The 13,219-nt window shown below is 56.9% G+C and carries 16 protein-coding genes and 1 riboswitch; of the genes, 5 read left to right on the top strand and 11 right to left on the bottom strand.

Annotated elements, in window-relative coordinates:
• Nucleotides 1–98 precede the first annotated feature (98 nt).
• The 6 genes from dxs to ACR0IU_RS17615 all read right to left on the bottom strand — a co-directional run bounded on the left by dxs (nt 99) and on the right by ACR0IU_RS17615 (nt 5,353).
• Nucleotides 99–2,027, bottom strand: coding sequence for a 1-deoxy-D-xylulose-5-phosphate synthase (gene dxs, locus ACR0IU_RS17640; protein WP_480717162.1), 1,929 nt, complete (start codon nt 2,025–2,027; stop codon nt 99–101).
• Nucleotides 2,028–2,041: 14 nt separating this feature from the next.
• A complete protein-coding gene (locus tag ACR0IU_RS17635) occupies nt 2,042–2,908 on the bottom strand; it encodes a polyprenyl synthetase family protein (protein ID WP_480717161.1) in 867 nt (288 codons plus the stop codon).
• Entirely contained in the window at nt 2,909–3,151 is a 243-nt protein-coding gene (locus ACR0IU_RS17630) for an exodeoxyribonuclease VII small subunit (protein WP_010443127.1), read from the bottom strand. It lies immediately after the preceding gene.
• Nucleotides 3,148–4,074: a histone deacetylase family protein gene (locus ACR0IU_RS17625; RefSeq protein WP_480717160.1), complete on the bottom strand. Its 927-nt coding sequence runs from the start codon at nt 4,072–4,074 to the stop codon at nt 3,148–3,150. The genes ACR0IU_RS17630 and ACR0IU_RS17625 overlap by 4 nt, the downstream gene beginning before the upstream one ends.
• A 68-nt stretch (nt 4,075–4,142) precedes the next feature.
• Nucleotides 4,143–4,844 (bottom strand): response regulator, encoded by a 702-nt coding sequence (locus ACR0IU_RS17620; RefSeq protein WP_480717159.1) that lies wholly within the window; start codon nt 4,842–4,844, stop codon nt 4,143–4,145.
• Complete coding sequence (locus ACR0IU_RS17615; RefSeq protein ID WP_010443130.1) at nt 4,841–5,353, bottom strand: MarR family winged helix-turn-helix transcriptional regulator; 513 nt, start codon at nt 5,351–5,353, stop codon at nt 4,841–4,843. The genes ACR0IU_RS17620 and ACR0IU_RS17615 overlap by 4 nt, the downstream gene beginning before the upstream one ends.
• Before the next feature lie 158 nt (nt 5,354–5,511).
• Between ACR0IU_RS17615 and ACR0IU_RS17610 the strand changes: the two genes are divergently transcribed.
• The 4 genes from ACR0IU_RS17610 to ACR0IU_RS17595 all read left to right on the top strand — a co-directional run bounded on the left by ACR0IU_RS17610 (nt 5,512) and on the right by ACR0IU_RS17595 (nt 8,402).
• A complete protein-coding gene (locus ACR0IU_RS17610; RefSeq protein ID WP_170471373.1) occupies nt 5,512–6,378 on the top strand; it encodes a branched-chain amino acid aminotransferase in 867 nt (288 codons plus the stop codon).
• Nucleotides 6,379–6,494: 116 nt separating this feature from the next.
• Complete coding sequence (locus ACR0IU_RS17605; RefSeq protein ID WP_480717158.1) at nt 6,495–7,445, top strand: AraC family transcriptional regulator; 951 nt, start codon at nt 6,495–6,497, stop codon at nt 7,443–7,445.
• A gap of 111 nt (nt 7,446–7,556) precedes the next feature.
• Nucleotides 7,557–7,922, top strand: a complete 366-nt coding sequence (locus tag ACR0IU_RS17600) for an SPW repeat domain-containing protein (protein ID WP_170542287.1) — start codon at nt 7,557–7,559, stop codon at nt 7,920–7,922.
• A 270-nt stretch (nt 7,923–8,192) separates the two neighbouring features.
• Nucleotides 8,193–8,402, top strand: a complete 210-nt coding sequence (locus ACR0IU_RS17595; RefSeq protein WP_010443134.1) for a hypothetical protein — start codon at nt 8,193–8,195, stop codon at nt 8,400–8,402.
• Here ACR0IU_RS17595 and cobO read toward each other — a convergent pair.
• The 5 genes from cobO to ACR0IU_RS17570 all read right to left on the bottom strand — a co-directional run bounded on the left by cobO (nt 8,399) and on the right by ACR0IU_RS17570 (nt 12,322).
• Nucleotides 8,399–8,998 (bottom strand): cob(I)yrinic acid a,c-diamide adenosyltransferase, encoded by a 600-nt coding sequence (gene cobO / locus ACR0IU_RS17590; protein WP_010443135.1) that lies wholly within the window; start codon nt 8,996–8,998, stop codon nt 8,399–8,401. The two genes, ACR0IU_RS17595 and cobO, sit on opposite strands and share 4 nt — an antisense overlap.
• A 58-nt stretch (nt 8,999–9,056) precedes the next feature.
• A complete protein-coding gene (locus tag ACR0IU_RS17585; protein ID WP_170471380.1) occupies nt 9,057–9,992 on the bottom strand; it encodes a DMT family transporter in 936 nt (311 codons plus the stop codon).
• A 52-nt stretch (nt 9,993–10,044) separates the two neighbouring features.
• On the bottom strand, nt 10,045–10,707 hold the full coding sequence (locus ACR0IU_RS17580) for an HD domain-containing protein (RefSeq protein WP_480717157.1): 663 nt from the start codon (nt 10,705–10,707) through the stop codon (nt 10,045–10,047).
• Nucleotides 10,691–11,791 carry a chorismate synthase gene (gene aroC / locus ACR0IU_RS17575; RefSeq protein ID WP_480717156.1) on the bottom strand — a complete coding sequence of 367 codons (1,101 nt, stop codon included), beginning with the start codon at nt 11,789–11,791 and terminating at the stop codon, nt 10,691–10,693. The genes ACR0IU_RS17580 and aroC overlap by 17 nt, the downstream gene beginning before the upstream one ends.
• Nucleotides 11,792–11,881: 90 nt before the next feature.
• Complete coding sequence (locus tag ACR0IU_RS17570) at nt 11,882–12,322, bottom strand: 6,7-dimethyl-8-ribityllumazine synthase (protein ID WP_480717155.1); 441 nt, start codon at nt 12,320–12,322, stop codon at nt 11,882–11,884.
• Nucleotides 12,323–12,396: 74 nt separating this feature from the next.
• Nucleotides 12,397–12,543, bottom strand: a riboswitch (FMN riboswitch).
• Nucleotides 12,544–12,598: 55 nt separating this feature from the next.
• On the opposite strand from ACR0IU_RS17570, the gene ACR0IU_RS17565 reads away from it, so the two are divergent.
• Nucleotides 12,599–13,219, top strand: coding sequence for an FMN-binding negative transcriptional regulator (locus tag ACR0IU_RS17565; RefSeq protein ID WP_480717154.1), 621 nt, complete (start codon nt 12,599–12,601; stop codon nt 13,217–13,219).

The raw sequence follows: 13,219 nt of genomic DNA, 5'->3' as shown, positions 1-13,219 counted from the left end.
CGCAGAGGCAAAAAACATGTGCAAAAAATGCACAATTTCAGATGTGTCTATGAAACTTAAATCACGACCACGCGTTTGCGCCAAACGAATTCGCCGATTCAGGCGCGTTTTTCACCAATCGTCGTGACGCCCAGAATCGACAGTACTTTAGCCTCGATCTGCTCTGCATCCATACCAGCGACCGCGTACATATCCGCTGGGTTTGCCTGATCGATGAAAATATCCGGCAACACCATCGAGCGATACTTCAACCCTTCGTCGAACACGCCCTCATCGGCCAAAAGCTGCGCAACATGACTGCCGAAACCGCCAACTGCGCCTTCCTCGATCGTGATCAGCGCCTCGTGGTTCGCGGCCAGATCAAGGATCAAATCCCGATCCAGAGGCTTGGCAAAGCGCGCATCGGCGATGGTGGGGGTGATCCCGCGCGCTGACAGCGCCTCGGCTGCCTTCTGCACCTCGGCCAGTCGCGTCCCGAAGGACAACAGCGCGACGCGGGCACCTTTCTGGATCATGCGGCCTTTACCGATCTCCAACACCTCGCCACGTTCAGGCAGGTCAACGCCCACCCCTTCGCCGCGAGGATAGCGGAAGGCGATCGGACCATCATCATAAGCGACGGCAGTGGCAACCATGTGCATCAACTCAGCCTCATCCGCGGCGGCCATGACAACCATGCCCGGAAGGTTGGCCAAGTAAGCAATATCAAACGATCCCGCATGGGTCGCGCCGTCGGCTCCGACCAAACCAGCACGGTCGACTGCAAAGCGCACCGGCAAGCGTTGGATGGCTACGTCATGTACCACCTGATCGTAGCCACGCTGCAGGAAAGTGGAATACATTGCACAGAACGGCTTCATCCCGCCGGCGGCCAGCGCAGCCGAGAATGTCACACCATGCTGTTCGGCAATCGCCACATCAAAACACCGCGAAGGGTAGCGCTCAGCAAACAGGTTCAGCCCAGTCCCATCCGGCATTGCAGCGGTGACCGCGACGATCTTGTCATCCCGCGCCGCTTCCTCGACCAGTGTCTTGCCAAAGACCGAGGTGTAAGATGGCGCGTTGGATGGTGCCTTTTTCTGCTCACCCGTCACTACGTCGAACTTCGCGGTTGCATGACCCTTGTCGCGCGCCTGTTCGGCAGGGGCATAACCCTTGCCCTTTTTGGTCAATACGTGGATCAGGATCGGTCCTGTCGCTTTGGCCTTGACCGCACGCAAGACCGGCAACAACTGGTCCAGATCATGGCCGTCGATGGGGCCGAGATAAGAAAAGCCTAATTCCTCAAATAGCGTCCCGCCCATGGCCATGCCCTTCAACATGTCCTTGGCGCGCTTGGCCCCTTCACGGAAGGGTTCCGGTAGCAACGACACCGCGCCTTTGGCGGCCGCTTTCAGACCGTGAAACGGCTCTTCCGCATAAATGCGCGATAGGTAGTTGGACAGAGCACCCACGGGTGGCGCAATGCTCATCTCGTTGTCGTTCAGGATCACGATCAGGCGTTTCTTCAGATGCCCTGCATTGTTCATCGCCTCAAATGCCATGCCCGCAGACATCGAGCCATCGCCGATCACGGCAATCGCATCGCCTAGACCTTCGGGCGTCACACCGCCCAGATCACGGGCCACGGCAAATCCCAGCGCGGCGCTGATCGAAGTGCTGGAATGGGCCGCGCCAAACGGGTCATAAGGGCTTTCGCTGCGTTTGGTGAATCCGCTCAGGCCATCTTTCATACGCAAGGTACGAATCCGATCGCGGCGCTCGGTCAGAATCTTGTGTGGATAACACTGGTGACCGACGTCCCAGATGATCTTGTCGCGGGGTGTATCGAACACTGCGTGAAGCGCAGTGGTCAGCTCAACCACGCCCAGACCCGCGCCCAGATGCCCTCCGGTAACCGATACTGCAGAGATCGTTTCGGTCCGCAATTCATGTGCGACCTGATGCAGTTGCGCATCTGAATACTGCTTCAGATCCGCTGGGCGGCTCACAAGGTCCAACAAGGGCGTATTCGGGCGGTCAGACATTTGGCGTTCCTGGCTTAGCTGTCCCGGGCAATAACGAAGCGGGCAGCCTGCTTCAAGGTTTCTGCCGCGGGGCCATATTCATCCAACGCAGCACAAGCCTGATCCGCAAGCTCAGCGGCACGGGATTTGGCCGCATCCAGACCAAGAAGCGAGACAAAGGTCGCCTTGCCCGCCTCTGCATCCTTCTGCAAGCGCTTTCCTGCCTTTTCGGCATCTCCTTCAACATCCATGATGTCATCCGCGATCTGAAAGGCAAGCCCAAGCGCCTGGGCATATTGGCGCAAGGGGGCAGGATCGGCCTGCGCCAACCGCGCGCCTGCACAGGCGGACCATTCGATCAACGCGCCAGTCTTGCCCAATTGCAGTTGCGTAATCTCATCCAGTGTCAGTGGCTCTGCTGCCGTCTCCGCCGCAATATCCAGCGCCTGACCCAGAACCATACCCTGCGCGCCGCTCGCTTTTGCCAGTGTTAGAGCCAGTTCGGCGCGCATTTCAGCATTTCCGACCTCTGGCCGCACGCAAAGCTCAAACGCAAGTGTCTGCAGCGCATCCCCAGCCAGAACGGCTGTCCCTTCATCCCATTTCACATGGACTGTGGGGCGTCCTCGCCGCAGGTCATCATCATCCATGCAGGGCAGGTCGTCATGTACCAGAGAGTATGCATGCAGCGCTTCGATCCCTGTCGCCGGCCAGATCGCCCGAGCCGCATCGACGCCAAGTAACCGCGCGCTTTCCAGTACCAGAAACCCTCGCAGACGCTTGCCGCCCGCGGTGGCATAGGCCATCGCCTGTGTCACATCCAGATCGTCCAACGTCCCCAGAACCAGATCGAAATGGTCTTGAATCAGCGCGGCATCCTGTGCCAGCTTTTCACGAAACATTTACTGACCTTCGACAGGCGTCGTCCCGGTTGGCTGGCCATCTGCGTCCAAAGTGATCGCGGCCACCTTTTCCTCGGCGCGTTTCAGCTCATCCTCACAGCGTTTCTTCAACGCCGCACCCCGCTCATACAAAGCGATCGACTGATCCAGCGCCACATCCCCGCGTTCCAGCTGGCCCACCACGGCCTCAAGCTCTTTCATCGCCTGTTCAAAGGTCATCTGTTCGACTGGGGTATCGGTCATTGTGCTGCCTTCATCAATTCTTCCACATGGGCGCGTGTCGCCTCGGCCAATGCGTTCAGATCATACCCGCCTTCCAGAGTCGAGACGATACGCCCATCACACACTTCATCAGCAATCTTGCACAGCTCCGCCGTGATCCAGGCGAAATCACCCGTGGACCAGTTAAGATTTGCCAACGGATCATCCTGATGGGCATCAAACCCGGCGGAGACAATAATTAGTTCCGGCTTGAATGCGCGCAGTCGTGGAAAAGCTTGCGCCTCATAAGCGGCTCGCATCTCCGCTCCGCCTGTGCCCGGTGCCAAAGGAATATTCAAAACCGTCTCATAAGCGCCGGTTTCGTCAGTACGGCCAGAGCCGGGCCATAACGGCATCTGCTGACTGGTGATCACCAGCGCGCGCTTTTCGTCCCACAGCAAATCCTGCGTGCCATTGCCATGATGAACATCAAAATCCACCACTGCCACGCGGTTCAACCCGTGATGATCCAGTGCATGCTTTGCAGCCAACGCGGCATTGCCAAACAGACAGAACCCCATGGCCGTTTCCGTCTCGGCATGGTGGCCTGGCGGTCGTATCGCACAGAACGCATTCGGTGCTTCACCGCCCAGTACCAGATCGACGGCTCGCACCACCGCACCTGCCGCGCGATAAGCCGCATCAACAGATCCTGGAGACATGAATGTATCCCCATCAATCTGCTTGAACCCATCCGAGGGCATTTGGTCAAGAATATCACTGATATGGTTCTGCGGATGAACTCGTAGCAAATCATCATCCGCTGCCAACGGCGCTGTCACACGCTGCAAATCCAAATCCTCAAGCGCATGAAGGATATGTTCCAACCGCGCCACCCGCTCTGGATGCCCCTCCGGTGTCACATGGTTCAGGCAATCTGCGTGGGTCAGCAAAGCGGTTTTCATCAGGCTTCCATCTTCATCTGGCTAAAAATATCCTCGCCCAAGGCCTAAAAACGCCGTGCAGCGGCTCATCAGTCCGGCGCCAGCATATAGCCCGCACCGCGCACAGTTTGCAGATACCGAGGCTGTTTCGGATCCTGCTCCAGCTTCCGACGCAAGCGGGTGATCTGCACGTCCACCGCACGTTCCTGCGCCTGTCCCTTGTCGCGCCCCAGGTCCTCGACCAGCTTGGCACGGCTAATCGGTTCGCCGGGCTGGGCCGAGAATATCTTCATCAACTGGCTTTCCGTTGCAGTCAGGCGCACCGGATTTTCGCCCTGCCACATCTCACCCCGCTCGATATCGTAGCGAATTGGTCCAAGATGCAGAATCTTGGCCACCGCGTCCTGCGCGGGCGTTTCCGGCATCCGGCGCAGAATGGCATTGATCCTAAGCAGCAACTCTTTGGGTTCGAACGGCTTGGCCAAGTAGTCATCGGCTCCGGCTTCCAAACCAGCAATCCGATGCTCGGTTTCGCCCTTTGCCGTCAGCAACAGGATCGGGGTGGAATGCGTTTCGCGCAAGGCCCGTGTCAGGCTGACGCCATCCTCACCGGGCATCATGACATCCAGCACAATCATATCAAAATCCAACCCTGACATCACCCGCCGCGCATGGGCCGCGTCGCGCGCAGAAGTCACCAAGAACCCGCTGCGCATCAGGAATTTCTTGAGCAGGTCACGAATGCGCTCGTCATCATCGACGATAAGAAGATGGGCGTCCATTTCGCTCATGAAGTCGTATCCCGCAGTTTTGTATATGCACGACGCATATCAGCATCCATCATCGCTTCAAGCACTTTGCGAAACCCGGCCACTGCTTCGGGGCCCGCATCCTTGTAGGCCGCGCGCATCCGGGCGCGCTGGGCGTCGGAGAGTTTGGCCTCTAACGCCTTCCCCTTATCCGTCAGAAATAGGTGGCGTTCACGTTTGTCCACTGTTCCGACCCGGCTTTCGACCAGACCATCTTCGATGAGGCTACGCAGAACGCGGTTCAGCGATTGTTTGGTAACACCCAATATGGCCAGCAGATTGTTGACCGTTGTCCCCGGCGCGCGGTTGATGAAGTGGATGGCCCGATGATGCGCCCGACCATAGGCCAGTTCAGTCAGGATGCGGTCAGGATCTGCGGTAAAACCGCGATAAGCAAAGAACATGGCCTCGATACCCTGCCTCAGTTGCTCATCTGTCAGAAACAACAGGCTTTCTCCGCCAAATACCGGGGCGGGACGGATGTCGGACATGTTGGACCTCATTCGCAATATGATCTGACTTTATGTCAGCCTTATTGACATTCCAAGTGCGCACAGGTATCGAATCGCAGTTTTTGCGCAACATTATGTCCGATGCGGACCTAAACGGCGCAACATTCGGAAATCTAGCCCGGCTCAGGAGGTTTCGCATGGCGGGATATGACGATCGCGACGGTGTCATCTGGATGGATGGCGAACTTGTGCCCTGGCGCGAAGCGAATGTGCACATTCTGTCCCACGCGATGCACTATGCGTCCTCCGTGTTTGAGGGTGAGCGCGCCTATAACGGCAAGATCTTCAAAAGCCGCGAACATTCGGAACGCCTGATCGCCTCGGCCGAGGCTCTGGATATGCCAATGCCTTACTCGGTTGATGAGATCGAGGCGGCAAAGGAAGAGGCGCTGAAAGCCAGCGGTCTTCAGGATGCTTATATCCGAGCTCTGGTCTGGCGTGGCTCTGGTGAGGATATGGGTGTCGCTTCCGCCAAGAACCCCGTTCGGATGGCCATCGCTGTTTGGCCCTGGGGTGCGTATTACGGTGATGCCAAGATGCAAGGTGCCAAGCTGGACATCGCCGAGTGGAAACGACCCAGCCCGGAAACCATTCCGGTACATGCCAAGGCAGCGGGTCTTTACATGATCTGCACCATTTCAAAGCATAAGGCCGAGGCCAAAGGCTGCTCGGACGCTTTGTTCATGGATTACAACGGCAACGTGGCAGAAGCGACGGGTGCCAACGTCTTCTTCGTGAAAGACGGAGAAGTGCACACCCCGCTGGCCGATTGCTTCCTGAACGGCATCACCCGTCAGACGGTGATCCAGATGCTGAAAGACAAGGGCGTCACTGTCCACGAACGCCGCATCAGACCCGAAGAAATGGCAGATTTCGAACAGTGCTGGCTGACAGGTACAGCAGCCGAAGTCACGCCGGTCGGGCAAATCGGTGACTATACGTTTGAAGTAGGCGATCTGACCCGCGAAATCGCCGAAGACTACGAAAAGCTGGTCCGCGCGTAAGTTAATACCGCTTTGAACCCCCGCTCGGGCGGGGGTTCTGATTGCAAGCCGTGCAAATTTTTGTGCAGATCGTCCCGAGATATGGACGCCTGCGTGTAAGACCGTATTCTTGATCTATGTTGGATCTTCTCAGCGATATTCTCACCCGCCTGTCTCTTCGTGGCACGTTTTACTTTCGCACATCCTTTACCCCTCCGTTCGGGATACAGGTGCCGAGCTACGAGAACGTGGCCCGCTTTCACTTTGTTCAGCGCGGTGAGCTTAAGGTTTACCTGTCTGCAACTGGCGAGACGCTGCGGTTGCGGCAGGGCGACCTGATCTTGATCCCACATGGCGCGTCACACGCGCTGCTGTGCAACGAGGTCAAACCCTATGACGCTCTGCCACTTGAGCAGGTGTTGGATCAGTCCGGCTACACAGGCGACGGGGTGCTGGTCTATGGCGGGGCGGAAGAAGAACGCGATACGCAGCTGATCTGCGGTCATTTCTCGTTTACGGGACCCGCCGGTCGGAATGGGAATGGGCATATGCTGATCGATCGGCTGCCGCCTTATATTTTGATCGAGAATTACGGGGAGGACGCTGGCACCTGGATTGAGGCGACCCTGCGCATGATCGGATCAGAAGTGTCCGGCGCACGCATTGGCGGCGATTTAATTGCGTTGAAACTGTCTGAAGTGCTGTTTGCGCAAGCAATTCGGGCCTATCTGGAACACCAAAGCCCGGATGATGCCGCGCTGGCTGGATTTGCCGACCCGCGCATCTCGCGGGCGCTCGCGGCGTTTCATCAGTCCCCCGCACAGGAGTGGAGTGTTGCCTCACTCGCGCGCGAGGCAGCGATGTCGCGCACCGCGTTTGCCCAGCTTTTTGCCCAGAAGATGGGAACAACCCCGATACAGTATCTGACAGATTGGCGGATGCAGATCGCCTGTCATGGGTTGACCGAAAACCGCTGGAATGTTGCGGATGCGGCTGCCGAGGTGGGATATGCCTCTGAGGCCGCGTTTTCGCGCGTGTTCAAGAAGCAGGTTGGCGTATCTCCCGCCGCCTATCGGGCACTGCACTGATCGTTCTTGAATTTCGAACGATCTGCAAAGTTTATCAAACGACCAAGTATACTCCGTTCGGATCGCTGCTCCTATCCTTTAGCCATCACTGATTAAGGAAAGGAAGTTGAAATGTCCCTGCGTTTTGTCACCCGCTCTGTCCATGCGTATCTCGACTACCCGGTTGCGATTGCGCTGATGGTGTTGCCCTTTGTTCTAGGGCTTGGTCAGTCCAACCCCTTGGCGCTCTGGCTGTCCGTGGTTACAGGCGTGGCCGCCTTCGTATTGACCGTTCTGACAGATCATCATCTCGGAATCTGGAGGGTGCTGTCCTACAAGTTCCACCTCGCTGTAGATCTTCTTGTCGGTATTACCTTTCTGATGGCGCCCAGCCTGCTTGGATTTTCCGGCATTGACGCCCTGTTCTACTGGGTGAACGGTGCCGCTGTTGTCGCGGTCATATCACTTAGTGCGCCCGAAAAAGGTGTTGTTGTCTGACCGAATACCAAATCTGTAAATCATTGATGGGCTGTGCGGATTTCTGCGTGGCCCTCTTCCTTTTTTGGCTCTAATAAGGCGATTTGCCCTAATTGAGCTGGCGGTGATGTAATCGAATTTAAGGCTTGAAATTTCCGATAAAAACAATCAGATATAATGCAACGCCAGATTTTGATATCAAGCTCCAGGTTCTGGGGCGATCTGTAGGCTCAGTTGGTGCAGATGTGAAGGCCTGCCATCGCCCCGGAAACGACCACAAAGAGGCTGCGATTGCGCGAACGTTTCGAAGAATTGATGGGCGATCCCTGTTGCGCGTCATGTGATTGCGATGCGCTGACCTCAGATGTCGCCGCTTATCTTGATCACAAGACCTGTGATGCCGAACGTTGTCGCAAGCTCGAGGAACACCCCGTCGTGACACCTGAGCCTGTCAGGCGCGCATCACTGCGCGCGCTGAATGAAGGGGAAGTGCGGGTTTAGAAATCCACACCCCGCTGGGCTTTGATACCGGCCTGAAACGGATGCTTCTCTTCGGTCATCTCGGTCACCAGATCCGCATATTCGCGCAAAGCTTGGGGTGCATCCCGGCCTGTCAGGAATACGCTGGTTTTGTCCGAACGGGCCTTAAGACCGTCAATAACAGTCTCTACTGAAAGGTATTCATAGCGCAGCGCAATATTGATCTCGTCCAAAACAACAAGATCATAGTCGCCGCTTTTCATCAGATCACACGCCTTGCCAAAGGCTGCCGTCGCGGCAGCAATGTCACGTTCTCGGTCTTGCGTATCCCAGGTGAAGCCTTCACCCATTGTATGCCAGGTGACCAGATCACGCTCTTCAAAGAACCTGCGCTCACCCGTCTTCCATTTGCCTTTGATGAACTGAACCACGGCCACTTTCTGACCCCAACCCAAGGCGCGAATTACTACACCAAATGCGGCCGAAGACTTGCCCTTGCCCTTGCCGGTGTTGATCAGCACCAATCCCCGACCGGGATCAACCGCTTCCGAGACTTTTTTGCGGTGCTTCGCCTGCACTTCTTGCATCTTTTCTTTGTGGTTTTGTGCGTCGCTCATCGGGAAACCTCATGGGAATGTCGCGCCCCAACCTAGGGGAAGTTTGCAAAAGGTAAAGTCACGCTTTGGGGTCGGTTACAGATCGCGCCTTGGTCCGATCGAGTCCAAGTTGGCGTTCGCGCAGGATAACCACAACGTTGCCTGCAATCACCAGCGCCGCACCACCCAGCATCACCAAGGTAGGAAGCTCATCAAACCAGATATAACCGATGATGATGGCAAACAGCATCGTCGTATAATCGTAAGGCGCCAACATCGAGGCTTGGCCGAATTTGTACGAGGATGTCACGAGAATCTGCGCCACTCCGCCGATCAAGCCCATTGTGACCAGCAATGCGGCTTGTTCCCAGCTTGGGACAACCCAGCCCCAAAACACCGATAGGCTTGAAAGCAAAGTTGCCGTGAGCGAAAAGTAGAACACAATCGCAGCTGGATGATCCACCTGCACAAGTTGCCGAATGTGTATCTGAACAAAAGCGCGCGCGACGGTAGCCGCCAATACACAGAGTGCGCCGATCATTGCGGCGGTTTCAGCGGTACCCGAGCCCAGGCGCGGCCAGATCATGATCAGAACGCCGACAAGGCCAAGCGCAACAGCGCCGATGCGGATCATTCGTATCCGTTCGCCCAACATGATTGCGGCCAGGATCAGCGTGAAGATAGGGGTGGCATAGCCGATGGCCGTGACCTCGGGCAAAGGCAGTAGGCTAAGTCCGGTAAAGGTCAACCCCATGGCCGACGTGCCCAATACACCGCGCCAGAAATGGCCCATGGGCTTCTTTACGATGAAACCTTGCGTCAGCTCTCCGCGCCATGACAACCAAGCAATGATGACCGGAATGGCGAAGAGCGAGCGGAAAAACACCATTTCGCCCGGAGGGAAATCATCCGACAGCGCCTTGACCAAGGCGGACATTACTGTGAACAGCACCAGCGCACTGAGTTTCAGCGCCACGGCTAATGCCGGACGATGCGATGTTAAGGATTTCGCCATGGCGCGAACCTGCGCTTTCGCGCGCAAAAGATCAACGATGGGATTGTACCAATCAGACAGATTTCCAGTTGATTGGGATTGGGTGGCCGATTTCTTCCGAGAGTATCTCAAGAAACCCGAGCATTTGAGTAACCCGCTTGTGCGCTAAATCCCGTCCGCCATCAGTCACCATTTCATCTGGCAGATTCAGCAGCTTGGTCTTCCAATGGTCAATTGCATATCTCTGGTCATCCAAGTCGCGGTCTTCGGCGAAGGGATCGGCGATATCATACAACGCCCGCCCCAATGCTCCCGACACGGCGAAGGTGCGGGCAATCCCGATCGCGCCAAGTGCGTCCAGTCGATCCGCGTCCCGCAGGATACATGCCTCGGGCGATTCAGGAGGGATGTTGGCGGAGTAGCTGTGCGCAGCAATGGCATGTTGCGTGGCGCAAATTTCCGACGCCGTAAAGTCAAGTTCGGCAAGAATAGGCTCTGATTCAGTGGCCGATTGTTGCGACGCCAGATGCCGGTTGGGATCGTCCTTGGGCAGATTGACCAGATCATGCAGATAACAGGCGGCAAGCAATACACGCTGGTTGGTGCGCTGGTCAGCAATAGCCTGAGCGATTAACCAAACCCGATCCAGATGCGCCAGATCATGCGCCGGATCGGTCAGCATTCGCTGCGTGACGACCGCCCGAAGCGCCGCGCGATGATCAGCCAATCCGTCCACGGTTCTCGCCGATCTGGCCGCGATGCAGAAGCAGGTGATCGAGGATTACACAGGCCATCATCGCTTCTCCCACTGGTACGGCGCGGATGCCGACGCAGGGATCGTGGCGTCCTTTGGTAATGATATCGGTCTCTTCACCAGATTTGTTGATGGTTTTGCGAGTGGTCAGGATCGACGAGGTCGGCTTGACCGCAAACCGCACGACGACGTCCTGTCCGGTGGAAATGCCGCCCAAAATGCCGCCTGCATGGTTCGAGCTGTATTGCGGGCCGTTCTGACCCATAAAAATTTCATCAGCGTTGGCTTCGCCGGTCAGTTCTGCAGCCGCCATACCCTCGCCAATCTCGACGCCTTTTACCGCGTTGATCGACATCATCGCGGCAGCAAGATCAGTGTCTAACTTTGCGTATATTGGTGCGCCCAGCCCCGCGGGGACACCACGTGCCACGACCTCGACCACTGCGCCGACCGAGTTTCCGGACTTGCGCAGATCATCGAGATAGACCGCCCAATCCTCGGCAGATTTAGCGTCCGGCGTCCAGAACGGGTTTTGTTCGATCTGCGACCAGTCGAAATTTCCACGATCGATTTTGTGCGGGCCGATCTGCGTCATATAACCGGTGATTTGCAAATTCGGGGCAATCTGCTTGATCGCCTCGCGCGCTAATCCTCCAGCGGCGACGCGCGATGCCGTTTCCCGAGCCGAGCTTCGGCCGCCACCGCGATAATCGCGAATACCGTATTTCTGCCAGTAAGTGATATCGGCGTGACCGGGGCGGAACTTGTCCATGATGTCGCCGTAGTCTTTCGAACGCTGATCAGTGTTCTCGATCATCAATTGTACAGGCGTGCCGGTGGTCTGGCCTTCGAAAACACCGGACAGGATTTTGACCTGATCGGGCTCTCGTCGCTGGGTCGTAAACTTGTTCTGCCCCGGTTTGCGTTTGTCCAACCAGTGCTGGATCATAGTCTCATCGATTTGCACACCCGGTGGGCAGCCGTCGACGGTGGCCCCCAATGCAGGGCCGTGACTTTCACCCCAGGTGGTGACTCGGAAGAGGTGTCCAAAGCTGTTCATCGACATGGGGCATGCTCCTTTGCGGAACGTGATTAGCGGGCGCGGGGCTTGGCCTCAAGCGGATTTGCGGTCGAGGGTGACCCCGACCGCTTGCTGTCAGGCCGCAGCAGCGATGTGCGTGCGGGTCTCGGTGACCTTTAAGGCCGCCTGTGCGGCTTCGCGCCCTTTTTGCACAAAGTGCTCGCGGTAGATGGCGTTGTGATGATCGGTTTCCTGATATTGATGCGGCGTCAGCGAGACCGACAGCACTGGGACACCGGTATCCATACCGGCGCGCATCAAACCATCAACCACGGCCTGAGCAACAAAATCGTGCCGGTAGATGCCCCCATCCACCACGAAGGCTGCACAGGCTATGGCCGCGTATTGACCGGTTTGAGCCAGATCGCGCGCAATCAAGGGCATTTCAAACGCGCCGGGGACGTCAAATATATCGACCTGTTCGGCGGGGATGAGTTGCAAGAACCCATCAAGGGCGCGATCCACGATATCAGAATGCCAATTGGCTTTGACGAAAGCATAGCGGGTGTGTGTCATCATGATCTCCTTAGCAAACAGACACTTCACCCAAGGCGATCACGAGCAGACGCACCGTTTCAACGGTGCGTTCTACACGTTCTCTTTCATCCGGACTGTAACCGTCGGCTCTGGCCTCTCACCAGATCTGCTGACACCCCGAAGGTTGGGGCCGCTCGCGGGCTTACGGGTCATGCCCGCATACCGCCGGTGGGGAATTTCGCCCCGCCCTGAGAACGAGGTGGACCTTGCCAATTCGATACTGGTTCTGCAAGAGAAATTGGACGGAGGACCCAAATGCATCCTAACCCTGCCTTTCGCAACGAGGCGCGTGCGCGTCATATCGATTTTGCCCGGGAGCGCGCCTTTGGCGTTCTAGCAGTCTCGACACCGGAAGCGCCATTACTGAGCCACGTTCCTTTCTTGCTGAGCGAAGATGCCGGATGGGCGGATCTGCATCTGGTGCGGTCAAACCCGATCGTGCGTGCATTGAAGCAGCCACAATCTGTGCGTATCGCCGTTTCTGGGCCTGATGGATATATCTCGCCTGATTGGTACGGTGTCGATGATCAGGTCCCGACCTGGAACTATGTTGCGGTGCATCTGACCGGCGTGCTTGAGATGCGCCCCGTGGAAGAGTTGCGAGGCCTGCTGGATCGACAGGCTGCTGATTTCGAGAATCGCCTGTTGCCTAAGCCTCCATGGCTGGCGTCGAAGATGGCACCAGAAGCGCTGGATCGGATGATGCGGATGATCGTGCCATGCCGACTTACGGTCTCGGACATTGATGGCACTTGGAAACTTAACCAGAATAAGCCCGACGTTGCGCGCCAACGCGCCGCTGATCACGTCCAATCTGCTGGGATTGGGGCTGAGGTCGGGTCATTGGCCTCGCTTATGCGCGAGGCCAAAATTTAA

The sequence above is a fragment of the Ruegeria sp. CL5 genome, assembly GCF_056536485.1.
Note: the sequence above shows the minus strand (reverse complement) of the source record. Positions and strands in the feature narration are given on the sequence as shown.